Genomic DNA, 23,093 nt, shown 5'->3' with positions numbered 1-23,093 from the left:
GGCATAACCCAGTCGAGTTCGCCGACGCCGCCACCATAGACTTGCAGCTTCCGACAGAACCCGCACAGCACACCCCGGGAGTCACCCGCGTGCCCAACATTTCCCGCGACGAGGTCGCACACCTCGCCAAGCTGGCCAGGCTTGCCGTCACCGAAGAGGAGCTGGACGTCTTCGCAGGCCAGCTCGACCAGATCCTGGACTCGGTGGCCAAGGTGAGCGAGGTCGCAGGCGAGGATGTCCCGCCCACGTCGCACGCCGTGCCGCTGACCAACGTTTTCCGTGAGGACACGGTCCGACCGGGGCTGACCCAGCAGCAGGCACTGGCCGGCGCGCCGGCCGCCGAAGAGGGTCGTTTCCGGGTGCCGCGGATTCTGGGAGAAGAGCAGTGACCGAACTCATCAAGCTGACCGCCGCCGAACTGGCGGACAAGATCCAGGCCCGTGAGGTCTCGGCGGTCGAGGTCGCCCAGGCCCACCTGGACCGGATCGCCGAGGTCGACGACCACATCCACGCGTTCCTGCACGTGGACACCGAGGGCGCGCTCGACGCGGCCCGCGCGGTCGACGCCGACGTCGCCGCGGGCAACGCGCCGAAGTCGCCGCTCGCCGGGGTGCCGCTGGCGCTCAAGGACGTGCTGACCACCAAGGGCATCCCCACCACGGTCGGTTCGAAGACCCTGGAGAACTGGATCCCGCCCTACGACGCCACCGTGACGCGCAAGCTGCGCGAGGCCGGTGTCGTGGTGCTCGGCAAGACCAACATGGACGAGTTCGCGATGGGCTCCTCCACGGAGAACTCCGCGTTCGGCCCGACGCACAACCCTTGGGACCACGCCCGCATCCCGGGCGGTTCCGGTGGTGGCTCCTCGGCGTCCATCGCGGCGTTCGAGGCCGCGATCGCGATCGGCACCGACACCGGTGGCTCGATCCGCCAGCCCGGCGCGGTCACCGGCACCGTCGGCGTGAAGCCGACGTACGGCGGTGTGTCCCGCTACGGTCTCGTCGCCTTCTCGTCGTCGCTCGACCAGGCCGGTCCCTGCGCGCGGACGGTGCTCGACGCCGCCCTGCTGCACGAGGTCATCGCCGGGTACGACCCGATGGACTCGACCTCGATCGACGCGCCGGTCCCGCCGGTGGTCGCCGCGGCCCGCCAGGGCCTGACCGGTGACCTCAAGGGCGTCCGCGTCGGCGTGGTCAAGGAATTCGCGGGCGACGGCTACCAGCCCGGCGTCCTGCGGTCCTTCGAGGCCGCCGTCGAGCAGCTGCGCGCGCTCGGTGCCGAGGTCGTCGAGGTCTCGTGCCCCAACTTCACCTACGCGCTGCCCGCGTACTACCTGATCGCGCCGAGCGAGTGTTCGTCGAACCTCGCCCGGTTCGACGCCATGCGCTACGGCCTGCGCGTGTCCGACGACGGCGCGCACAGCGCCGAAGAGGTCATGTCGCTCACCCGCGAGAAGGGCTTCGGCCCCGAGGTCAAGCGCCGCATCATGCTCGGCACGTACGCGCTGTCTTCGGGCTACTACGACGCCTACTACGGCTCGGCGCAGAAGGTCCGCACGCTCATCACGCGCGACTTCGAAGCCGCGTACGAAAAGGTGGACGTGCTGGTCTCGCCGACCACGCCGACCACCGCGTTCAAGATCGGCGAGCGCGTCGACGACCCGATGGCGATGTACCTCGCGGACCTCTGCACCATCCCGTCGAACCTCGCGGGCAACGCGGCGATGAGCGTCCCGAGTGGACTGTCGCACGAGGACAGCCTGCCGGTCGGCCTGCAGATCATGGCCCCCGCGATGGCCGACGACAGGCTGTACCGCGTCGGCGCCGCCTACGAGGTCGCGCGGGACGCCGCCAACGGCGGTTCGCTGGTGCACCAGGTTCCGGAGCTGGGAGGAAAGAAGTGACCGCCGTGGTGGAACTCATGGACTACGCCGACGTCATCGAGCGGTTCGACCCGGTCCTGGGCCTCGAAGTGCACGTCGAGCTGAACACGAACACCAAGATGTTCTGCGGCTGCGCCAACGAGTTCGGCGGCGAGCCGAACACCAAGGTCTGCCCGACCTGTCTCGGCATGCCCGGCGCGCTTCCGGTCGTGAACGCCAAGGCGATCGAAGGCGCGATCCGCATCGGCCTCGCGCTCAACTGCGAGATCGCCGAATGGTGCCGGTTCGCCCGGAAGAACTACTTCTACCCGGACATGCCGAAGAACTTCCAGACGTCGCAGTACGACGAGCCGATCGCCTTCAACGGCTACCTCGACGTGACGCTGGACGACGGCGAGGTCGTCCGCGTGGAGATCGAGCGCGCGCACATGGAGGAGGACACCGGCAAGTCGCTGCACGTCGGCGGCGCCACCGGTCGCATCCACGGCGCCGAGCACTCGCTGCTCGACTACAACCGCGCCGGCGTGCCGCTGATCGAGATCGTCACCAAGACGATCGAGCACACCGGTGAGCGCGCCCCCGAGGTCGCGCGGGCGTACGTGAGCGCGCTGCGGGATCTGCTGAGCGCGCTGGACGTCTCCGACGTCCGCATGGACCAGGGTTCCCTGCGCTGCGACGCGAACGTCTCGCTGATGGCCAAGGACGCGACCGAGTTCGGCACGCGCACCGAGACCAAGAACGTCAACTCGCTGCGCAGCGTCGAGCGCGCCGTGCGCTACGAGATGACCCGCCAGGCGGCGATCCTCGCCGAGGGCGGCTCGATCAAGCAGGAGACGCGGCACTTCCAGGAGGCCGACGGCACCACGTCGCCCGGCCGCACCAAGGAGACCGCCGAGGACTACCGGTACTTCCCGGAGCCCGACCTGGTCCCGATCGCGCCGTCGCGCGAGTGGGTCGAGGAGCTCCGCAAGACGCTGCCGGAGATGCCGTCGGAGCGCCGCAAGCGCATCCAGCGCGAGTGGAGCCTGACCGACGAGGCGCTGCGCGACCTGCTCAACGTCGGCGCGGTCGACCTGGTCGCCGCGACCGTCGAGGCGGGCGCGACGCCGGACGAGGCCCGCAGCTGGTGGGTCAACACGCTGGCGCAGGAGGCCAACTCCCGCGAGATCGAACTGGCGGAGCTGGCGATCACGCCTTCGCAGCTGGCCGAGGTCATCGGGCTGGTCAAGGTCGGTGAGCTGACCAACAAGCTGGCCAAGGAGGTCGTGCAGGGCGTCCTGGCAGGCGAGGGTTCGCCGTCCGAGGTCGTCGAGAAGCGCGGCCTGAAGGTCGTTTCCGACGACTCGGCGCTGATCGCGGCCGTCGACGAGGCACTGGCCGCGCAGCCGGACATCGCCGAGAAGATCCGCGGCGGCAAGGTGGCCGCGGCCGGGGCGATCGTCGGCGCGGTCATGAAGGCCACCAAGGGCCAGGCCGACGCCAAGCGCGTGCGCGAACTGATCGTCGAGCGAGTCGGTGCCTGAACTCGTTTCCAAGAAGGTCACCTGGCGTGAGTGGCTCGGCCTCGCGGCCGGGCTGCTCGCGCTGGTGACCTTGTTCCTCCCGTGGACGACGCTGACCGCGTCGCGCCCGGAGATCGAGGACGTGCTGACATCGTTGCCCGCCAACGACGTGACGCGTGACGCGTGGCGTTCCGGCTTCCTCGCCTGGGCGCCGGTCTTCCTCCTGTTCCTGCCCGGTCTCGCCGTCGTGCTGTTCGGCCGTGTCGAAGCCGTCCGCCGCGCGGGCCTGCCGCATCTGTGGCTGATGGTGGCCCTCGGCGCCCTGCTGCTGATGGTGCTCGGCTGGGTCACCCTCGACTGGCAGTTCGACGCCGACCAGCGGGGGATCCTCTCCGCGGCGGGTATCGAGATCGGGGCGGGCCTCGGCCGTTACCTCGGCATGGTGGCCGCTGTCGTCTCCGCCGTCGTCGCCTTCTTCGACGTCCGCGCCCGTAAGTAGTCACTCAGCGGATACCGGCCGGAAACCCACGATCTCCGAGGAGGTCCCGTGTTCCCGCTTCCCGGCGGTATCGGTCTTTCCCATCTGCGGGCCTACGAATGGGAGGCCTCGGACGGGGTGTGCGGTGGCGGCCCGCATCTGCATCTCGCCTGCACGGAGGCCTACGTCGTCACCGGCGGACGCGGCGCGGTGCAGACGCTCAGCGTCGACGGCTACCGCGAAACCGAACTCGAAGCCGGGGTCGTCGCGTGGTTCGCGCCCGGCACGGTCCATCGGATGGTGCAGCGCGGCGGACTGCGGATCACCGTGCTCATGCAGAACAGCGGGCTGCCCGAAGCGGGTGACGCCGTCCTCACCTTCCCGCCGCCGATCCTCGCCGATCCGGACGCCTACGCCGCGGCCGCCGCGATGCCCACGGACGACGACTCGGCACGACGGCGCCGCGACCTAGCGATCGAGGGTTACCTGCCGATCCGCGACGCCCTCGCCGCGGGAGATCCCGGTCCGTTGAGGGACTTCCATCGCGCGGCCGCCGCGTTGATCGCGCCGAAGGCCGGCGCCTGGATTTCGCGCTGGCGGGCCGGGGCGCTGGCCGCCGCCGAGCGGACCGGGGTGCACCTGGAGGCACTCGCGAACGGTGACGCGAGCCATCTCGAGGAGTCCGGCGTCCGGGTCGCCAATCCGTCCACAAAGGACGGTTATGGCCTGTGCGGGCGGCGCGAGGAGTACCGCATTGACATGTGACCATTTGGTCACCTATTTTGGCCGGTATGACCCACTCGCGCAGGACACTCGTCACCATGCTCGTCACGCTGCTTCTCGGCGCGCTGATCACCGTCGTCCCGGCGTCGGCCGAGGGGCGCCGTCACGTGCACGAAGGAACGATCGACGGCGCGGACTTCCTGGTCAAAATGCCGAAACGGTGGAACGGCACGCTGGTGCTCTACAGCCACGGGCTGTACGTGGAGGAATGGAAGCCGGCGCGGATCATGCTGGCCACCAGACCCGAAACCGAGACCTGGCTGCTCGACCAGGGCTACGCGCTCGCCGCGTCGAACTACAAAGGCGTGTTCGGGCACGCGATCGAGGAGGCGCTGACCGACCAGATCGCGCTGCTGGACTGGTTCAAGGCCACCGTCGGCCAACCGCGGCGGACGATCACCAGCGGAATGTCCATGGGCGCCGTGATCTCCTTGAAGCTGGCCGAGAACAATCCCGGTCGTTTCGACGGCGTTCTGACGCAATGCGGCGAGTACGACGCGAACGGCACCTGGAACAGCGCACTGGACATGCTGTTCGCGCTCAAGACCTTGCTGGCGCCGGACGCGGACATCGACCTGGTCCGGCCTCGCGATCCGCAGGCGGCCCAGGACGCGCTCGGAGCCGTCGTGGCCGAAGCCCAGAAGACGGAGCAGGGCCGCGCCCGGATCGCGCTCGCCGGTGCGCTCGGCGAAATCCCGGGCTGGGCCTTCGCGCATCAGCCGGAGCCCACCGCGCCGTCGGAGCGGCTCGCGCAGCAGGCGATGTGGGTCACCGGGGCCTACTTGTTCGGTTACGGACCGGCCGCGCGCCCCGAGATCGAGCGCCGCGCGGGCGGCAACCCGTCGTCGAACACCGGCATCGACTACCGGCGCATGCTCGCCCGGTCCGCCGGACTCGGCCTCGTCCGGCACGCCTACCGGGCGGGCGGCGCGGACCTGGAAGCCGATCTGGACCGGCTCGCCGCGGCCCCGCGGATCTCGGCGGACCCGAAGGCGGAGGCCTACCTGCGTCACTACACCGTGGCACGCGGCACCACGCCGTCGCCGGTGCTGACCGTGCACACCACCGGCGACGGCGGCGCGGTCGCCGGCCAGGCCCGGTGGTACGGCGACCAGGTCCGGCGCAACGGCGATCCCGCCCGGTTGCGGCAGGCCTACGTGAGCCGGGGCGGCCACTGCTCGTTCAACGCCGCCGAGGAGATCGTCCTGCTGCGCACCCTCCTGTCCCGTGTGGACAGTGGGCGCTGGCCGGACACCGGACCGCGACGGCTCACCGCCGCCGCGACCGCGCTGGGCCTCGGCTATCGGCTGGTCCCGGAGTTGTTCAGCGAAACCGGCGAGGAGAAGGCCATGGCGCCGTCGTTCGTGCGCTTCACGCCGCCGTCCTCCCCGAGGCCGTCCCGCTGAGCCCAGGGATAGGCGAGGCGTGAGGGCCGAGTTTCCTCGGCTGAGTCGAGGGAAGGGGCCCCTTACGCGCGGCCGCTGTGATCATTGGTGCGTGTGGGGCGAAGGTGGCGGTCGTGGCGATCACGAGAGTAGTGAAGGCCTCCATCACTACGGTCAAGGTAGGCAAGGGGCCCTTCGCGACCCGGACCCGTGAACGACCGCAGTCAGAGGCCAGTAGGTGACCAAGACACCCTCGGCCCTAACCCGAATCGCCACTCACGACCCCCAGGACCGGCACCCCACCCACCCACTTAGTTAGTGGTTAGTAACCAGTAACCTCGCAGCATGGCTGAACGGATGAGCGGAACGGACCGGCGTGCCCAGGTGCTGGCCATCGCGGCGAAGGAGTTCGCGGAACACGGGTTGCACGGGGCGTCGACGGAGGCGATCGCGAGGGCGGCCGGGATCACCCAGGCGTATGTCTTCCGGATCTTCGGGACGAAGAAGGCCCTGTTCCTGGAGCTGGTCCAGGCCGCTTTCGCGCGCGTCAGCGACGGGATGCGAGTCGCGGGCGAGGGGAAGACCGGCCTGGACGCGCTCTCGGCGATGGGCGCCCAGTACTTCGACCTGCTGGCCGACCGGACCGGGTTGTTGTTGCAGCTCCAGGGCTTCGCCGCTTGTGGCGACCCGGAGGTGCGGGACGTGGTGCGGTCGTGTTTCGCCCGGATGTGGGACACGGCCGAGGACGGCACCGGACTCGAACCGGTGACCGTGAAGACGTTCCTCGCCTTCGGGATGCTGCTGAACACCGGCGCCGCGATGGACGTCGAACAGGTCGAAGCGGGCTGGGCCGAGGGGGTTCGCACCCGGATCCGGCCGGAGCTGTTCGCGCACGTCACCACCGAGGCGAACCGGTGACCACCCGCGTGGACGGCGGGCTGAGCGTGGCGCTGGTCTGCACGGCGTTGTCGGGAGCGGTGATCGGCAGCGTCGGGGCGCCTCTCATCACGCCGGTCGCGACGGGGATGCACGTGTCCCTCGGCGCCGCGCAGTGGACGTTGACGGTGACGTTGTTCAGCGGCGCGATCGCGGGCCCGGTGCTGGGCAGGCTCGGCGGCGGCCCGTACCGCCGGGTCACGATCCTGGCCACCCTGGCCCTGGTCATGGTGGGCGGGCTGCTGACGGTGCTCCCGCTGCCGTTCGCGGCGTTGCTGATCGGGCGAGCTCTGCAAGGGCTCGCTGTCGCGGCCGGGGCGCTGTTGATGAGCGTCGCCCGCGCTCACCTGCCTGCCGAACGCTCGGTGTCGACGATCGCCGCGATCTCGGTCGCGTCGACCGTGGGCATCGGCGTCGGCTATCCGCTGATCAGCCTGCTCGACCAGCTCGCGGGCCTGCGTGCCGCGTACGGACTCGGATTCCTCCTGTCCGCCGTCGCGCTGGCCATCGCCTGGCGCATCCTGCCCATCGAGGAGCCCGGCGAGCTGCCCCGGATCGACGTCCCGGGCGCGCTGCTCCTCGCTCTCGGCACGCTCGGGATCCTTCTGGTCATCGCCGCCCCCTCGATCTGGGCGAACGCGTGGCTGGCCGGTGGTCTTCTCGCCGGTTCCGCCGCGGTGCTGGCGGTGTGGGCGTTCCTCGAACTGCGCACCAAGACACCGCTGGTGGACCTTCGGCTGCTCGGCCAGGGGCCGATCCTCCGCGCGAACCTGGCGATACTCGTGGCCGGGGCCGGTTTGTACCTGTTGTTCAGCCTGTTCACCCGCTACGTGCAGACGCCCGGCGACGCCCGCTACGGCTTCGCGCTCCCCGGTGTCGCCGCGGGTGCGGCCCTGATCCCGTTCTCACTGCTCGGATTCGCCGCGGGCAAAGCGGTGCCGCGGCTCAGCGCGCGCATCACCGAACGGTGGACGTACACGCTCTCGGTCGTGATCGCCATGGCCGGTGCCCTGTTGTTCGCCGTCGGCAACGAGTCGCTCTTCGTCGTCCTCGCCGCGATCGCCGTCCTCGGCTTCGCCGTCGGAGGTGTCTTCGCGGTGATGCCCAAGCTCGTCCTCGTCGGTGTGCCCCGGGAAGAAACCGCCAGCGTGCTCTCGATCAACCAGATCGCCCGCAGCATGGGAATGAGCGTCGGCAGCGCGCTCGCGGGGTTCCTGCTCGCCGCGACCACTCCGGACGGCGCACTGCTCCCCACCCGGAACGGCTACCTCACCACGGCGCTCTGGGCGCTGCCCCTGCTCGCGGTCAGCGCGCTCATCGTCGCCGGAACTCCGCGCCGGGCGGCGTCCTAGTCCTTGCCGCTCCCGCCGGCGCTGGCCGCCGGGGTGATGATGACGAGGCGGTCGTCGCTCGAAACCGGCGAGCCGCCGTCCTTGTTGATGGTGCCGACCAGCGCTATCTGCGGGTTGATCATGCTCATCGACGACAGGCGGCCGAAGGTCTTCGGGGGTTTGCCGGTCTTGCCGTCCAGGGTGACGCTGGGCTTGCCGGTCACGGCGCCGTCCGGGGTGACCGGCAGATGCTGCAGGTTGCCCGCGGTCGACGTCGCCACGGACAGATTGCCGGAGGCGGCGACGAAGTCCGCGCATCCCGCCACGCCGGGCTTGTCCGGCCAGCTCCAGGCCGGGGTGGTCAGGGGCTGTCCCGCGCGAAGCCGGTGGAGGACGTCCTTGTCGGCCAGCCTGTCCGTCAGCCAAATGCGCGAACCGGCCTGGTCGCGGCAGATCCCGCCGGGGGAGTGCACGCCGGTGGAGAAGACCGCCGAACCCGCGGTGGGATTGCCCGGCGCGGGTTTGCCGGAGGTGTCGATGCGCAGCACTTTCCCGGCCAGCGACGCGGGATCGGCCGCGAGTCCGGGGTTGCCCGCGTCGCCGGTGGCGACCAGGAGCGCGCCCTTGCCGTCGGTGCCGATCGCGCCGCGGTTGCCGGAGGCGCCCTTGGGGATGCCGGTCAGCACCGGTTTCGGCGCCTGGCCCTTCGCCAGCCGGACGACCCGGTTGTCCGCCGGGGTGGTGACGTAGGCGAAGACGAGCTGGTCTTCGGCGAACCCGGGGGAGAGGGCGAGCGAGGTGAGGCCGCCGTCGCCGGAGCCGTCCACGGGGACGGTGGCCCAGGCCGCCGGGTCCTTCCCCGCGGCGGCGAGCAGGATCCGGCCGCTCTTGCGTTCGCCCGCGAGCGCGCTGGGCGCGGTGCCGTCGCCGGGGAGCGCGGCCACGGCCGCGACGGTGTCCAGGCAGGTCGCGATGACGGCCTTGTCGAAGTCCTTGCAGCCCTGCGGCGGCGGAACCGGCGTCGGCGTCTGGTTCTGCCCGTTCCCCCGGCCGCCGGGACCGCCGGGGCCGGAATCGCCCGCGTCACCGCCGGGCCCGACCTGCGGCGGGGACTCGGGGGACGGTGGGTTGACCGGGGTGAACTTCTGCCCGGCCGCCGTGTTGTCGAAGTCGGCGCAGCCGGAGAGCAGCAGCGAGCCGCAGGCCAGCAGAGCCAGCGGCGCGGTCCATTTCCGCCGGTACCGGGTACGCACGGGGCCAGCCTAGGTGGGCGTGCGTGAGCCACGGGTAAGCGGCACTCGATACCGTGGCGATCATGACGGTAACCGTGCTCGTGCCCGACGAAGAGGGAGTGACCGCGCTTTCGGAGATCGAGGGCGTGCGCCCGGTGGTGTACCGCCGGGGAGAGCCGGTGCCCGCCGAAGCCGCCGGGGCCGAGGTCCTCGTGACCGGTGACCGGCCCAGCGAGGAGCTGTGGCGCGAACTGCCCAACGTCAAACTCGTGCAGTTGCTGGTGGCCGGCGCCGAGGACTGGATCGGCAAGGTGCCGGACGGTGTCCTGCTCTCGACCTGCCGCGGCGCGCACGGCGGAAGCTCGGCCGAATGGGTCGTCGCGGTCCTCCTGGCGATCTACCGCGGTCTCGACGGTTTCGCCGACGGCCTGCGGCGGAAACACTGGGCCCGCCGGACCACCGACACGTTGCAGGGCAAGCGGGCCCTCATCGTCGGCGCCGGTGACCTCGGCAGGCATCTGCGACGGCGGCTGGAGACGTTCGACGTGCGCTGCACGATGGTCGGCGCCACCGCTCGCGAGGGCGTGCACGGCGTCGGTGAACTCCCAGATCTGCTACCCGACCACGACATCACGGTCCTGATGGTGCCGCTCACCCAGCACACCCAGGGTCTGGTCGACGCGGGGTTCCTGGCCGCGATGCCGGACGGGGCGATCCTCGTCAACGTCTCGCGGGGACCGGTCGTCGTCACCGACGCGCTCGTCGCGGAACTCGCGTCGGGACGGTTGCGCGCCGCCCTCGACGTCACCGATCCCGAGCCGTTGCCGGAGGGGCATCCGCTGTGGGACGTGCCGGGGCTGCTGCTGACGCCGCACGTCGCGGGCGCGGTGAGCGGGAGGCGGCAGCGCGCCTACGCGGTGGTGGCCAGGGAACTGAGCCACTATCTGAGCGGAGAGCTGCCGAACAACCTGGTCCACGGCGAATACTGAGCATCATGGCGACACTGCATGTCGGCTGTGCGATGTGGACGCACAAGGCGTGGGCCGGGCGGTTCCTGGCGAAGTCGCTGCCCGCAGGGGAGCGCCTGCGGGCCTACGCCGGCTGGTGCAACGCCGTCGAGGGCAACACCACCTTCTACGCGACCCCCGCACGGGACACCGTCGAAACGTGGGCGCGGCAGACCGGCCCCGGCTTCCGGTTCGTGGTCAAGCTGCCCAAGGTCGTCACGCACGAGCGACGGCTCGCCGGGGTCGAGACCGAGATGCGGGCGTTCCTGGACGCGATCGAACCCCTCGGCGAACGGGCGGTCCTGTGGACCCAGTTGCCCGCCTCGTTCGGCCCCTCGGACGTCGACGCCCTCGGTCGTTTCCTGCGCAGGCTGCCCGTCGGCCTCCGGCGTGCCGTCGAGGTGCGCCACCCCGAGTTTTACTCCGACGCCCGCTCGACGTCGTCGCTGGAGCGGGCGCTCACCGACGCGGACGCCGAGTGGGTGCCCTTCGACACCACGGTCTTCTTCCGGAGCCCGCCGGTCAGCGAGGCCGAACAGGACGCCTGGGTCAAGAAACCCCGGCTGCCGCGGCGGACACGGGCGCTGACCGACCGGCCGATCGTCCGCTATCTGGGCCGGGACGCGACCGAGGAGACCGTCGAGGGATGGCTGCCGTGGACCGAGGTGGTCGCCGAATGGCTGCGCGCGGGCCGGTCGCCGACGGTCTTCGTGCACACCCCCGACAACGACGACGCCCCCGCGCTCGCCCGCCGGTTCCACGACGAGGTGCGCGCCCTGATGCCCGGCCTCGACCCGCTGCCCGAGCCCGAACCGGTCGAACCCGCGACCCTGTTCTGAACCGCTGTGTCGCCTGACGGGCTTCTTTCGCCTACCCTTCGCGCGTGAGCGATGACTACCAGACCAGCATGATCTCGGACGTGGCCGACTCCGACAGCGGCCCCGGCCCGGCGGAGACCAGGGGCGGGATCGATCTCGGTCTGCTCGTCCTGCGAGTGGTGCTCGGCGTGACCATGGGCGCGCACGGGCTCCAGCACCTCTTCGGCGCCTTCGGCGGGCCCGGGGTCGGCGGCTTCGCCAGGGTGCTCGGCAACCTCGGCTACACCAGCCAGACCACGCTGCTTTCGTGGATCACCGGGATCAGCGAGGTACTCGGCGGCGCGCTCGTGCTGGTGGGCCTGTTCACCCCGGTCGGCGCGGCCGCGTTGCTCGGGGTCTGCGCGAACATCGTGTTCGTGAAGTTCGGCGGCGGGTTCTTCCAGAAGGAAGGGCAGGGCTTCGAGTTCGAGCTCCTGCTGGGCGCCGCTTCGCTGACCGTCCTGCTCGCGGGCTCGGGGCGGATCGCGCTGGACGCCAACACCCCGTGGCGCAAGCGGCCGCTCTCGTTCGGGTTGATCGGGCTCCTGCTGGCCGCGGCGGCCTCGGTCGTGGTGATCGTGCTGTGCCGCTGACCCGCGTTTAGTCCTCTGGATGCGTTCGGGCGCGTGCTATGAAAGGCCCGTTACTTGCAAAATTTGCAAGTAACGGGCCTTTCATAGCGTTTGGGGACCACGCAACAAGAGGACTACTTGCTCGGGTCCCGCACCGCGCCGGTGTCGGCCGAGGTGGCCATCCGCGCGTAGGCCCGCAGCGCGGCGGTGATCGGCCGCTCCCGCGAGACCGGCTGCCACGGCCGCTCGCTCGCGTCCATCTTCGCGCGCCGCTCGGCCAGCACGTCCGCGTCGACGAGCAGTTCGAGGCGGCGCTCGTGGACGTCGAGCAGGATGCGGTCGCCGTTCTGGACGAGGCCGATCGCCCCGCCCGCGGCGGCCTCGGGGGAGATGTGCCCGACCGAGATGCCCGACGAGCCACCGGAGAACCGGCCGTCGGTGATCAGCGCGCACTTCTTGCCGAGGCCGGAGCCCTTGAGGAACGCCGTCGGGTGCAGCATCTCCTGCATCCCCGGGCCACCGGCCGGCCCTTCGTAGCGGATCACCAGCACCTCACCGGGCTGGATCTCCTTCTTGAGGATGGCCGAAACCGCCTCCTCCTGGCTTTCCAGCACCCGGGCCGGGCCCTCGAAACGCCAGAGTTCCTCGTCGATGCCCGCGGACTTGATGACCGCGCCGTTCTCCGCGAGGTTGCCGCGCAGGATCGCGAGCCCGCCGTCCTTGGTGTAGGCGTGCTCGACGTCGTGGATGCAGCCGTCCGCGGCGTCGGTGTCCAAAGAGGACCAGCGGTTCTCGGTGGAGAACGCCTCCGTGGTGCGGACGCCGCCGGGCGCCGCGTGGAACAGTTCGATCGCGCGCGCCGAAGGCTCCTCCGCGCGGATGTCCCAAGTGGACAGCCAAGACTCGATGTCCGGCGAGTGCACGGAGTGGACGTCGGTGTTCAGCAGCCCGCCGCGGTACAGCTCACCGAGGATGGCCGGGATGCCGCCGGCGCGGTGGACGTCTTCCATGTGGTAGTCCGAGTTCGGCGCGACCTTCGACAGGCACGGCACGCGGCGGCCGATGGCGTCGATGTCGTCGATGGTGAAGTCGACCTCGCCCTCCTGCGCGGCGGCGAGGACGTGCAGCACCGTGTTGGTCGAACCGCCCATCGCCATGTCGAGGGCCATCGCGTTCTCGAACGCCTTCTTCGACGCGATCGAGCGCGGGAGCGCGGACTCGTCGTCGTGGGAGTACCAGCGCTTGCACAGCTCGACGACCGTGCGCCCGGCGTCTTCGAACAGCGCCTTGCGGGCGGCGTGCGTCGCGAGGGTGGAGCCGTTGCCCGGCAGCGAGAGGCCCAGCGCCTCGGTGAGACAGTTCATCGAGTTCGCGGTGAACATGCCCGAACACGAACCGCAGGTCGGGCAGGCCGAGCGCTCCACAATGGACAGCCCGTCCTCGTCGACCTCGCTGCTGGCCGAAGCGGCGATCGCGGTGATCAGGTCGGTCGGCGCCTGCGCGACCCCGCCGACGACCACGGCCTTCCCGGCCTCCATCGGCCCGCCGGAGACGAAGACCACCGGGATGTTCAGCCGCATCGCGGCGTTCAGCATGCCCGGGGTGATCTTGTCGCAGTTGGAGATGCAGACCAGCGCGTCGGCCTGGTGGGCGTTCACCATGTACTCGACGGAGTCCGCGATGATCTCGCGCGAGGGCAGCGAGTAGAGCATTCCGCTGTGCCCCATGGCGATCCCGTCGTCGACGGCGATCGTGTGGAACTCGCGGGCGACACCGCCCGCCTCCTTCACCGCGCCTGCCACGATCTCGCCGAGGTCCTTGAGGTGCACGTGCCCCGGCACGAACTGGGTGTAGGAGTTCGCGATGGCGACGATCGGCTTGCCGAAGTCGCTGTCGGTCATCCCGGTGGCGCGCCAGAGCGAGCGGGCGCCCGCCGCGTTGCGGCCGTGGGTGGTGGTCCGGGAACGGAGTGGGGGCACGGCTTACTCCAAGGTTCGGGGTGGGACCAGGGCCTTGCCGGGCGAACCGGCGCCAAACTGGTCCTACCAATCCTACTCCCCGGAGTCCGCCGTCTTTTCCGGAGTCGCCTCTTCGGTCTTGGCGACGTCGTCCGTGAGCCCGGAAGGATCGGCCATGTGCCCCGCGCTGACCAGCGAGATCACCGGAAGGTGGCGGGTGCGCACGGCGGGGAGCGCGACCTTGGTCTCGTCCTTCAGCACCGCCTGCACCTTCGCCTTGTCGGTGATGGCGAGGCCCTTGAGGGAGGACCACGGCAGGTCCCGATGCCCGAACAGTGTGCGGACTTCCAGTCCCTCGGCCGTCGCCGTCGTGCGGGTCCGGATGACGAACACCGCCAGCGCGATCGGGAAGATGTAGAGCCACTGGAGGTACGGCACGTCGCCGAACGCGACAGGCGTCACACAAACGACGAGGAAAGCGATCGCCAACAGCGCCGTGTTCGGAATCTTGAAGACGGCTTTGGGAGCCTCGTTCGCCTGTTCTTGCTGCTTTTCTTCTGCCACGTCAAAGATGGTGCACCGCGGCCTTCCGGGCCCCGAACGCGGGTCGCGCAGTGCACCGAAGGTGTCCAGCATGCGGAATCGCCGTCCCGCAGAGTTGACACTCTTGACGGCGACCGACTAGCTTCACTCTCGTGACAACGCAGACCGGCCTCGTACTTCCCCAGCGCGTCGACGCTTAGGGAAGTCTCCGCTGCGTCGACGCGCGACCCTCGTGCGACCACTCCGGTCGGCGGGGGTTTTTTGTTGCCTGGAACAATTTCAACGCCGAACCAGCCAATGAATACCCGAACGAGTGACTAGACAAGACGAGGCAAACAGCGATGACTAGTGCCACCTCGCGAGCTGAAGCGAACACCGGAACATCCGGGTCCCGACCCAAGCCGGCGCCGCCGGCCGGGACCCCCGTGCGGGTCACGGGCGCGCAGTCGCTCGTCCGCTCGCTCGAGGCGGTGGGCGCGGAAGTCGTGTTCGGTATTCCCGGCGGCACCATTCTCCCGGCGTACGACCCGTTGCTCGACTCGACGAAGGTCCGCCACGTCCTGGTCCGCCACGAACAGGGCGCGGGCCACGCCGCCACCGGCTACGCGCAGGCGACCGGCAAGGTCGGGGTGTGCATGGCCACGTCGGGTCCCGGCGCGACCAACCTGGTCACCCCGCTCGCCGACGCGAACATGGACTCGGTCCCGGTGGTCGCCATCACCGGTCAGCAGTCCCGCGCGCTGATCGGCACGGACGCCTTCCAGGAAGCCGACATCTGCGGCATCACGATGCCGATCACCAAGCATAACTTCCTGGTCACCGACCCGGCGGACATCCCCCGCACCATCGCGGAGGCCTTCCACCTCGCCTCGACCGGCCGCCCCGGCCCGGTCCTGGTGGACATCCCCAAGGACGTCCTGCAGGAGATGACCTCCTTCTCCTGGCCGACGGAGCTGCGGCTGCCGGGCTACCGGCCCACGCTGCGCCCGCACGGCAAGCAGGTCCGCGAGGCCGCCCGGCTGATCAGCAAGTCGCGGCGCCCGGTCCTCTACGTCGGCGGCGGCGTGATCAAGGCCGACGCCTCGCGCCAGCTGATGGAACTGGCCGAGCTGACCGGGATCCCGGTCGTCACCACGCTGATGGCCCGCGGCGCGTTCCCCGACTCGCACCCGCAGCACCTCGGCATGCCGGGGATGCACGGTTCGGTCTCCGCGGTCGCGGCGATGCAGCGGGCGGATCTGCTGATCGCCCTCGGCGCCCGCTTCGACGACCGCGTCACCGGGCAGCTGTCCTCGTTCGCGCCGGACGCCGCCATCGTGCACGCCGACATCGACCCGGCCGAGATCTCCAAGAACCGCAAGGCGGACGTGCCCATCGTCGGCGACTGCGCGGAGATCATCACCGAACTGATCGAGGCCGTCCGCGCCGAGACCGACAAGTCCGCGAAGCCGGACCTGCAGGACTGGTGGACGCAGGTCCGCTCCTGGCGCGACGACTACCCGGCGGGCTACGAGTGGCCCGAGGACGGGACGCTTTCCCCGCAGTACGTCATCGAGCGCATCGGTTCGCTCGTCGGCCCGGACGCGGTCTACACCGCGGGCGTCGGCCAGCACCAGATGTGGGCCGCGCAGTTCGTGAAGTACGAGAACCCGCGCACCTGGATCAACTCCGGCGGCCTCGGCACGATGGGCTTCGCCGTCCCGGCCGCGATGGGCGCCAAGTTCGGCGTCCCGGACAAGCAGGTCTGGGCCATCGACGGCGACGGCTGTTTCCAGATGACGAACCAGGAACTGGCCACCTGCGCCATCGAAGGCGCGCCGATCAAGGTCGCCGTCATCAACAACGGCAACCTGGGCATGGTCCGCCAGTGGCAGAACCTCTTCTACTCGGAGCGGTACTCCAACACCGATCTCGGTACCCACAAGCACCGCATCCCCGACTTCACCCTGCTCGCGGAGGCGCTCGGCTGCGCCGGGCTCCGCTGTGAGACCAAGGAAGACGTCGACGCCACCATCCAGCGCGCCATGGAGATCAACGACCGCCCCGTCGTGATCGATTTCGTGGTGGGGAAGGATGCCCAGGTGTGGCCCATGGTGGCCGCGGGCACCGGTAACGACGAAATCATGTCCGTGCGCGGGATCCGCCCGCTCTTCGACGACGACGAAGTCGCCGCCGCGGGTGAGATCGAAGCAGCGGAGATCAGCGCTGCGGCAGAAGAAGGAGACGCGCGATGAGCGTGCACACCCTGAGCGTTCTGGTGGAGAACAAGCCCGGTGTCCTCGCGCGGGTTTCCGGACTGTTTTCCCGGCGCGGTTTCAACATCGAATCCCTCGCCGTCGGGCCCACGGAGAATCCCGAGGTGTCCCGGATGACGATCGTGGTCGCCGTCGAAGAGCTACCGCTCGAACAGGTGACCAAACAGCTCAACAAGCTGGTCAACGTCATCAAGATCGTGGAACTGGAAAAGTCCACCGCCGTGCAGCGCGAACTGCTGCTCGTCAAGGTCCGCGCCGACAACACCGTGCGCAGCCAGGTCCTCGAGACGGTGCAGCTCTTCCGCGCGAAAGTGGTGGACGTGTCCCCTGAGGCGCTCACCGTCGAGGCCACCGGCACCTCGGACAAGATCGGTGCCCTGCTGCGGATGCTGGAGCCCTATGGCATCCGTGAACTGGTCCAGTCCGGAATGGTCGCGGTCGGCCGTGGCGCCCGATCCATCACCGCCACCTCAGCTCGATAAAGAATCTTTTGTTGTAGGTCAGGAAAGGAAGTAGTACCCCTCATGGCAGTGGAAATCTTTTACGACGACGACGCGGACCTTTCGATCATCCAGGGTCGCAAGGTCGCCGTGATCGGCTACGGCAGCCAGGGCCACGCGCACTCGCTCAGCCTGCGTGACTCCGGTGTCGACGTCCGCATCGGCCTGCCCGAGGGCTCGAAGTCGCGGGCCAAGGCCGAGGAGCAGGGTCTCCGCGTGCTCACCCCGGCCGAGGCCAGCGCCGAAGCCGACCTGATCATGATCCTCGCGCCGGACACCAAGCAGCGCGCGATCTACGAGAAGGACATCGAGCCGAACCTCAAGGACGGCGACGCGCTCTTCTTCGGTCACGGCTTCAACATCCGCTACGACCTGATCAAGCCGCCGTCGAACGTCGACGTCGCCATGGTCGCGCCGAAGGGCCCGGGCCACCTGGTCCGCCGCCAGTTCGTCGACGGCAAGGGCGTCCCGGCGCTCATCGCGGTCGAGCAGGACGCCTCCGGCAACGCGCAGGCGCTCGCGCTGTCCTACGCCGCCGCCATCGGTGGCGCCCGCGCCGGGGTCATCAAGACGACCTTCACCGAGGAGACCGAGACCGACCTCTTCGGCGAGCAGGCCGTTCTCTGCGGTGGCGCCTCCGCGCTGGTGCAGACCGGTTTCGAGGTGCTCACCGAGGCCGGCTACGCCCCGGAGATCGCCTACTTCGAGGTGCTGCACGAGCTGAAGCTGATCGTCGACCTCATGTACGAGGGCGGCATCGCGCGTCAGCGCTACTCGATCTCCGACACCGCCGAGTACGGCGACCTGACCCGCGGCCCGCGCGTCATCTCGCCGGCGGTCAAGGAAGAGATGAAGAAGATCCTCGGAGAGATCCAGGACGGCACCTTCGCCCGCGAATGGGTCGCCGAGGACGAGGCCGGACGGCCGAACTTCACCAAGCTCGAGGAGCAGGGCAACCAGCACCCGATCGAGGAGACCGGCAAGAAGCTGCGCGACCTGATGTCGTGGGTGGACCGGCCGATCACCGAAACCGCCTAGGTTTCGCCGCGAAGGGGCCCTTCCTGGTGAAGGGCCCCTTCGTTTTGCGCGCCTGAAAGGGATACCGTGGACACCATGAGTGAGCAGCCGGTGGACGACAAAGCCCACATCCGGCCCGAACTGGACCTGGAAGACGCGGCGTGGATCCGGGCGGAACCGGAAGGCGCGAATCTCGAAGACTGCGTCGAGTACGCGTTGGTGCCGCACGTAGACGGTGTCACCTACACCGCGATGCGCCAGTCCTCGGATCCGGACGGCAATGTCCTCGTGTTCACCCCGAGGGAATGGGACGCCTTCTTGAAAGGCGTCGCGGACGGAGAATTCGACCTTCCCGCTTAGACGAGCGCGAACAGTTCCTTCAGCCGTCCGGTGGCGGCCGCGACGGCGAGATGGTCGGCGTAGTCACGGGATTTGACGATCAGCCCGTCGCGCACGCGCAGCACGAAGATGTTGGAGACCCGGAATTCCGGGCTGCCTCCCGCCGTGCCCTGATAGTCGAACTCGCCGATCACGACCTCAGGGTCGAGGGTTTCGTGGATCACCAGATCGCGGACCTGGAACCGGACCTCATGCTGCTCTCCGAACTTGAAGTGCTCGTGCAGGTCTTCCCTGGTCGCCAGGGTCTTCGCCCCGGGCAGGAACGGGTGCGTCACGTGGGTTTCCTCGGCGTAGAGCGCTGACAACTCACCCCACTTGCCGTCCGCGACGCCGTGGACGAGCCGCTCGAACACCCCGCGCGGACTCCTCGGATCCGCCGCCGACACCGGACGCGGTGGAACCGGCGTGATTTCCCGCTCCGCGGTTTCGTAGCTCTTTTCGAGGTCCTCCAGACCGTCGCGTGCCGCTGTCAGGCGGAGGTAGTCGTGGTAATCGCGGGAGTGGGCGATGAGTCCGTCGCGGACCCGGAGGAGCTGGATATTGGTGATGTCAAAGGACTTCCCGGTGTCGAGTGCCTCGCCGACGTTGCGGTACTCGGCGATGATCACCTCCGGGTCGGTTGTCCCATGAATCAGGACATCCGCCCTGCTCATGCGCACGTTGATTCCTCCGCCGAAGTTCTTGCGAAGGGTTTCGCGGCCCTCGAAGCGGGTCGGCACGGGTGGGCGCTGCGGGTTCTCGACGACGGCGTCTTCCGCGTAGAGCGCGAAAAGGTCTTCCCAGCGTCCGGCGGTGATGCCTTCGGACAGCTCGTCGAAGACTTCGCGGGGTGTGGTCATTGAGCTCTCCCAGTCAGACAAAAACGGAGTCTGTAGTCCGTCTTTGACGATACGGACTACAGACTCCACTTGTCCACCTTGCGCTGCGGCGCGGGCGGCAGGGGCGGCTGGAGCGGCTGGAGCGGCTGGGGGGGTGCTATGAAAGGCCCGTTACTTGCAAAATTTGCAAGTAACGGGCCTTTCATAGCACTTGGGGCCCCCACGCCCGCCGACCTCAGGCTCCCCGCAGAACCGCCAGGATCTCCCGTTGCTCGAAGTGCTCAGCCCACCCCAAGGCCGACGACGAGTACAAAGAGTCCTCAAGGGACACGTCCGCCCCCACCGCCAGCAAGGCGCGGACCGCGTCCACGTGCCCGCCCTGCACGGCCAGGTGCAGCGCCGTGACACCTTCCCCGTGCGAAAGCCCGCCGAAGGTGCCCTGCCGGTTCACCGAAGCCCCGAGTTCGGCCAAGGTCCCGATCACCGAAGCCTTCCCCTGGGCGGCGGCCCACGTCAGCGCGGTCCCGCGATAGACGTCGGCGTCCACGTCGGCTCCCCGCTCCACCAGCGTGCGGACAGCCGAAGAGCGGTCGTTCCGCGCGGCCCACGTAAGCGCCTCGTTGACGATCTCGGCCGGATCGTCGCTCGGCCGCCATTCCGGGAAACCGCTGTGCGGCCGGTGGAACTCGCGGTGCGCGCCCGCCTCGGGGGAGAGTGTGCCGTCCGGCGCGATCAGCGCGTCGAGCAGATCCCTGTGTCCGAGACCGGCCGCGACGCGCAGGTTCCCGGGGGACAGGCTGTGCGCGGCCAGCGCCTCGGCGGCCTCGCGGTGGCCCCAGAACAACGCGGCCACCAGCGGTGTCCCGCCGTCGCCGCGGGCGGGAACGTCGACCGGGGCGCCCGCGTCGAGCAGCATCGTGACCAGCAGCGGCTGCCCGACGTACCCGGCCTGGTGCAGCGCGGTCCAGCCGTGCACGTTGGCCGACGCCGGATCCGCCCCGTGGTCGAGCAGGATCCGGCACAGCCGCTCGTCGCGGGTCGCGACGGCCATGCCGAGCAGGTCGTTCCCGTTCTTCCCGTGCGCGTGGACGAGCGTGGGCAGGTCGCCGATCAGGCGCGCGAGCCCGGCGAGGTCCTGCGCGTCGATCAGTTCACGCGCGTTCTCGAAAGCCAGTTCAGCCGGTGACGTCACGCTTCCGCACGCTACCCGCGACCCCCGACAAAAGCCGCCATTCCGGCAGCGGGATCCGTTCGTCCTCGGTCAGGACCTGAAGGCAGACATGATCTGCGCCCGCGTCCAGATGTGCCTGGATCCGGGCGGAAATCTCGTCCTCCCCGACGGCGACCAGCGCGTCGACGAGGCGGTCCGAGCCGTAGTCCTGCTCGGTGAAGCCGAACCGCCGCAGATTCGCCTGATGGTGGGCCGCCAGCTCCAGGTACATCGACACGTGCCGCCGGGCGATCTCCCGGTCCGAGCCCAGAACCACGGCCTGTTCGACGGCCAGGTAAGCCGAAGGGCCCATGATTTCCCGGGCGCGAGCGGTGTGCTCGACCGGGACGAAGTACGGATGCGCCCCGTCGGCCCGTTCCGCGGCCAGCGAAAGCATCTTCGGCCCCAGCGCGGCCAGCAGCCGCCGGTGCGGGGAGTCCGGTGTGGACAGTTCGGTCCCGTCCATCCCGTCGAGGTATCCGCGCATCGCCTCCAGCGGTTTCGTGCCCCTTCGGTGCCCGCCCAGGCCGAGGACGAACCGGCCGGGGTAGGCCTCGGCGAGGGTCCGCCCGGCGGCCGCGGCGGTCGCCGGTTCCCGCTGGTCGAAACGCGCGATCCCGGTGGCGACCGTCAGCCGGGACGTCGCCGCCAGCAGCAGGCCCGCTTGAGTGAACGCCTCCCTGCCCAGGTATTCGCCGAACCACACCGCGTCGAAGCCGAGTTCTTCGATCTCCGAGGCCGCGTCGCGGACCGCGCCGATTTCCTTGCCGTCGAAGGAGAACGTCCAGATCCCGACGCTCATCGGGTCACCTCCGCCAGCGCCGGGGCCAGTCGTTCGAGCTGATCCACGATGACGTCCAGGCTGTCGCCGACCGGGTTGACGAGCACGGTGTCCGCGCCCGCGTCGACGATTTCCTTGATCCGCCGCGCGATCTTCTCCTCGTCGCCCCACGCGGTCAGCCCGTCGACGAGCCGGTCGCTGACGTCGTCGATGTCGGCATCGGTGTAGCCCAGGCGTTTCCAGCCCTTGATGTAGTGCGGGATGCCGTACTGCTTCAGCAGTTCGATGGTCTTCGCGATGTTCGCCCGCGCTTCCTCCCGGCCGCCGAGCAGGACCGGGATGCTCCGGGATGAGCAGCTTGTCCGGCCCGACGATCTCGCGGGCGTACGGCGTGTGTTCGAAGGGCTGCGCGAACGGGTGCGCGCCGTCCGTCAGCTCCCTCGCGAGTTCGAGCATCTTCGGGCCGACGGCGGCGAGAACGCGCGGAAACGGGACCGGTGAAGGGAATTCGGCCTCCGCGGCGGCCATGGCTTCGAGGTACTCACGGGTCTGTCCGAGCGGCCGGTAGTCCGCGCCGGACTTCGTCGCCTGGAAGGCGTGGCCGATGCCGACACCGAGCACGAACCGGCCGGGGAAGGCATGCGCGAGCGCTCGCCCGCCGGCCTGGGCGGTGTACCCGGGGCGTGACCAGATGTTGGCGATCCCGGTGCCGATCACCACCCGTTCGGTGGAGGCGAGCGCGATGCCGCTGTGCGCGAACAGCTCCCGGGCCGCCGGTCCCTCACCCGCCCAGACGGTGCGATAGCCCAGCTCCTCCAGCCGTCGTAGCGCCTTCAGTTCTTCTTCGGGTGACGGCTTGAGCATGCCGAGCGGCAGCCAGACGCCCACCGGTCCCAGCAGGTCGCGGGTCTCTTCGATCAGGTTCACTTCGGTCTCTCCAGCTAACATGAGGCAGCCTCCGGTTACCTGGCCGACTATACGGAGGCTGCCTCCGATTTGTCGAGACTAGGCTCGGGAGTGCGATGGACACCGAGAAGAAACCGCTGCGCGCGGATGCCCGGCGCAACTACGAGCGCCTCGTCGAGGAGGCGAAGCGTGCCTTCGCCGCGCGCGGGGTCGAGGCCTCGCTGGAGGACATCGCCCGCAATGCCGGTGTCGGCATCGGGACGCTCTACCGGCACTTCCCGACCCGCGAGGCGCTGGTCGAGACGGTGCTTCGCGAGCGGTTCGACGGCCAGGCCGTGGCGGCCCGCGAACTCCTGGGCTCGCCGGAGCCGTTGAGCGCGCTCAAGACCTGGCTCGCCGGGATGGGCAGGCAGTCGGCGAGCTACCGCGGGCTACCCGAACTGATGGTCGACGTCCTCGACGACGACGCCTCGCCGCTGTATGCCTCGTGTCACGCCATGCGGGACGCGGTGTCCCAGCTGGTGGAACGCGCGAAGGCGTCGGGGGAGCTGAGGGCGGACGTCACAGCGCACGAATTGCTGGTGCTGCTGCACGCGCTTTCCTGGGCCAGTGAACATCTTTCGGGTGACAAGGGCCTCGAACGGCTCCTCGAACTCGTTTTCGCCGGATTACGGGCGAGTTAACAATCCCCTGTCACCAGGTCTAAACTGCGGCGCAACCGGGCACAACGGCGTGACCGAA

Annotated in this window: 22 protein-coding genes and 1 pseudogene; 16 read left to right on the top strand and 7 right to left on the bottom strand. The window is 69.4% G+C overall.

All coding sequences use genetic code 11. The features are described 5' to 3' along the window. Nucleotides 1-89 precede the first annotated feature (89 nt). The 8 genes from gatC to ACLJPX_RS27610 all read left to right on the top strand — a co-directional run bounded on the left by gatC (nucleotide 90) and on the right by ACLJPX_RS27610 (nucleotide 8,318). Nucleotides 90-389 (top strand): Asp-tRNA(Asn)/Glu-tRNA(Gln) amidotransferase subunit GatC, encoded by a 300-nt coding sequence (gatC, locus tag ACLJPX_RS27645; RefSeq protein WP_101609968.1) that lies wholly within the window; start codon nucleotides 90-92, stop codon nucleotides 387-389. After that, nucleotides 386-1,903: an Asp-tRNA(Asn)/Glu-tRNA(Gln) amidotransferase subunit GatA gene (gatA, locus tag ACLJPX_RS27640; protein WP_410603030.1), complete on the top strand. Its 1,518-nt coding sequence runs from the start codon at nucleotides 386-388 to the stop codon at nucleotides 1,901-1,903. The genes gatC and gatA overlap by 4 nt, the downstream gene beginning before the upstream one ends. Further along, entirely contained in the window at nucleotides 1,900-3,405 is a 1,506-nt protein-coding gene (gatB, locus tag ACLJPX_RS27635) for an Asp-tRNA(Asn)/Glu-tRNA(Gln) amidotransferase subunit GatB (RefSeq protein ID WP_410603028.1), read from the top strand. Before gatA ends, gatB begins: the two co-directional genes overlap by 4 nt. Then, the gene (locus ACLJPX_RS27630; RefSeq protein WP_410603026.1) at nucleotides 3,398-3,883 is read left to right on the top strand and encodes a hypothetical protein; all 486 of its coding nucleotides are present in this window, start codon (nucleotides 3,398-3,400) and stop codon (nucleotides 3,881-3,883) included. The genes gatB and ACLJPX_RS27630 overlap by 8 nt, the downstream gene beginning before the upstream one ends. A gap of 48 nt (nucleotides 3,884-3,931) precedes the next feature. Next, nucleotides 3,932-4,627 (top strand): cupin, encoded by a 696-nt coding sequence (locus ACLJPX_RS27625; protein WP_410603024.1) that lies wholly within the window; start codon nucleotides 3,932-3,934, stop codon nucleotides 4,625-4,627. Between the two features lie 26 nt (nucleotides 4,628-4,653). Next, nucleotides 4,654-6,051 carry a DUF6351 family protein gene (locus ACLJPX_RS27620; RefSeq protein ID WP_410603022.1) on the top strand — a complete coding sequence of 466 codons (1,398 nt, stop codon included), beginning with the start codon at nucleotides 4,654-4,656 and terminating at the stop codon, nucleotides 6,049-6,051. Between the two features lie 324 nt (nucleotides 6,052-6,375). Next, a complete protein-coding gene (locus ACLJPX_RS27615) occupies nucleotides 6,376-6,948 on the top strand; it encodes a TetR/AcrR family transcriptional regulator (protein WP_410603020.1) in 573 nt (190 codons plus the stop codon). Then, a complete protein-coding gene (locus tag ACLJPX_RS27610) occupies nucleotides 6,945-8,318 on the top strand; it encodes an MFS transporter (protein WP_410603018.1) in 1,374 nt (457 codons plus the stop codon). Before ACLJPX_RS27615 ends, ACLJPX_RS27610 begins: the two co-directional genes overlap by 4 nt. Here ACLJPX_RS27610 and ACLJPX_RS27605 read toward each other — a convergent pair. After that, nucleotides 8,315-9,550, bottom strand: coding sequence for a PQQ-dependent sugar dehydrogenase (locus tag ACLJPX_RS27605; protein ID WP_410603016.1), 1,236 nt, complete (start codon nucleotides 9,548-9,550; stop codon nucleotides 8,315-8,317). The two genes, ACLJPX_RS27610 and ACLJPX_RS27605, sit on opposite strands and share 4 nt — an antisense overlap. 62 nt (nucleotides 9,551-9,612) lie before the next feature. On the opposite strand from ACLJPX_RS27605, the gene ACLJPX_RS27600 reads away from it, so the two are divergent. The 3 genes from ACLJPX_RS27600 (at nucleotide 9,613) to ACLJPX_RS27590 (ending at nucleotide 11,986) form a co-directional block, all read left to right on the top strand. Then, on the top strand, nucleotides 9,613-10,518 hold the full coding sequence (locus ACLJPX_RS27600) for a 2-hydroxyacid dehydrogenase (protein WP_410603014.1): 906 nt from the start codon (nucleotides 9,613-9,615) through the stop codon (nucleotides 10,516-10,518). Between the two features lie 32 nt (nucleotides 10,519-10,550). After that, on the top strand, nucleotides 10,551-11,375 hold the full coding sequence (locus ACLJPX_RS27595; RefSeq protein ID WP_410603492.1) for a DUF72 domain-containing protein: 825 nt from the start codon (nucleotides 10,551-10,553) through the stop codon (nucleotides 11,373-11,375). 68 nt (nucleotides 11,376-11,443) lie between these two features. After that, on the top strand, nucleotides 11,444-11,986 hold the full coding sequence (locus tag ACLJPX_RS27590) for a DoxX family protein (protein ID WP_410603490.1): 543 nt from the start codon (nucleotides 11,444-11,446) through the stop codon (nucleotides 11,984-11,986). Nucleotides 11,987-12,099: 113 nt separating this feature from the next. Here ACLJPX_RS27590 and ilvD read toward each other — a convergent pair whose 3' ends face one another. Together ilvD and ACLJPX_RS27580 are read right to left on the bottom strand one after the other, a co-directional pair. Then, a complete protein-coding gene (gene ilvD, locus ACLJPX_RS27585) occupies nucleotides 12,100-13,944 on the bottom strand; it encodes a dihydroxy-acid dehydratase (RefSeq protein WP_410603012.1) in 1,845 nt (614 codons plus the stop codon). A 72-nt stretch (nucleotides 13,945-14,016) separates the two neighbouring features. Beyond that, a complete protein-coding gene (locus ACLJPX_RS27580) occupies nucleotides 14,017-14,487 on the bottom strand; it encodes a PH domain-containing protein (protein ID WP_410603010.1) in 471 nt (156 codons plus the stop codon). 320 nt (nucleotides 14,488-14,807) lie between these two features. Here ACLJPX_RS27580 and ACLJPX_RS27575 point away from each other — a divergent pair, with 320 nt between their 5' ends. The 4 genes from ACLJPX_RS27575 to ACLJPX_RS27560 all read left to right on the top strand — a co-directional run bounded on the left by ACLJPX_RS27575 (nucleotide 14,808) and on the right by ACLJPX_RS27560 (nucleotide 18,598). After that, nucleotides 14,808-16,700, top strand: a complete 1,893-nt coding sequence (locus ACLJPX_RS27575; protein WP_410603009.1) for an acetolactate synthase large subunit — start codon at nucleotides 14,808-14,810, stop codon at nucleotides 16,698-16,700. Further along, a complete protein-coding gene (ilvN, locus tag ACLJPX_RS27570; RefSeq protein WP_034315713.1) occupies nucleotides 16,697-17,203 on the top strand; it encodes an acetolactate synthase small subunit in 507 nt (168 codons plus the stop codon). Before ACLJPX_RS27575 ends, ilvN begins: the two co-directional genes overlap by 4 nt. Nucleotides 17,204-17,245: 42 nt before the next feature. After that, on the top strand, nucleotides 17,246-18,259 hold the full coding sequence (ilvC, locus tag ACLJPX_RS27565; RefSeq protein WP_410603008.1) for a ketol-acid reductoisomerase: 1,014 nt from the start codon (nucleotides 17,246-17,248) through the stop codon (nucleotides 18,257-18,259). Nucleotides 18,260-18,334: 75 nt separating this feature from the next. Then, nucleotides 18,335-18,598 (top strand): DUF397 domain-containing protein, encoded by a 264-nt coding sequence (locus tag ACLJPX_RS27560; RefSeq protein ID WP_410603006.1) that lies wholly within the window; start codon nucleotides 18,335-18,337, stop codon nucleotides 18,596-18,598. On the opposite strand, the gene ACLJPX_RS27555 is transcribed toward ACLJPX_RS27560, so the two are convergent. From ACLJPX_RS27555 to ACLJPX_RS27540, 4 genes and pseudogenes are all read right to left on the bottom strand, one after another. After that, entirely contained in the window at nucleotides 18,595-19,476 is an 882-nt protein-coding gene (locus ACLJPX_RS27555) for a nuclear transport factor 2 family protein (RefSeq protein WP_410603004.1), read from the bottom strand. The genes ACLJPX_RS27560 and ACLJPX_RS27555 overlap by 4 nt on opposite strands. 214 nt (nucleotides 19,477-19,690) lie before the next feature. Continuing rightward, nucleotides 19,691-20,647: an ankyrin repeat domain-containing protein gene (locus tag ACLJPX_RS27550; RefSeq protein WP_410603002.1), complete on the bottom strand. Its 957-nt coding sequence runs from the start codon at nucleotides 20,645-20,647 to the stop codon at nucleotides 19,691-19,693. Continuing rightward, entirely contained in the window at nucleotides 20,631-21,467 is an 837-nt protein-coding gene (locus ACLJPX_RS27545) for a TIGR03620 family F420-dependent LLM class oxidoreductase (RefSeq protein ID WP_410603488.1), read from the bottom strand. Before ACLJPX_RS27545 ends, ACLJPX_RS27550 begins: the two co-directional genes overlap by 17 nt. Before the next feature lie 429 nt (nucleotides 21,468-21,896). Continuing rightward, a pseudogene (locus ACLJPX_RS27540) lies at nucleotides 21,897-22,310 on the bottom strand (LLM class flavin-dependent oxidoreductase); the annotation flags it as partial. A gap of 158 nt (nucleotides 22,311-22,468) precedes the next feature. On the opposite strand from ACLJPX_RS27540, the gene ACLJPX_RS27535 reads away from it, so the two are divergent. Next, nucleotides 22,469-23,035, top strand: a complete 567-nt coding sequence (locus ACLJPX_RS27535; RefSeq protein WP_410603000.1) for a TetR/AcrR family transcriptional regulator — start codon at nucleotides 22,469-22,471, stop codon at nucleotides 23,033-23,035. Nucleotides 23,036-23,093 lie beyond the last annotated feature (58 nt).

This window comes from Amycolatopsis sp. lyj-90 (genome assembly GCF_046549035.1).
GTDB lineage: Bacteria > Actinomycetota > Actinomycetes > Mycobacteriales > Pseudonocardiaceae > Amycolatopsis.
Note: the sequence above shows the minus strand (reverse complement) of the source record. Positions and strands in the feature narration are given on the sequence as shown.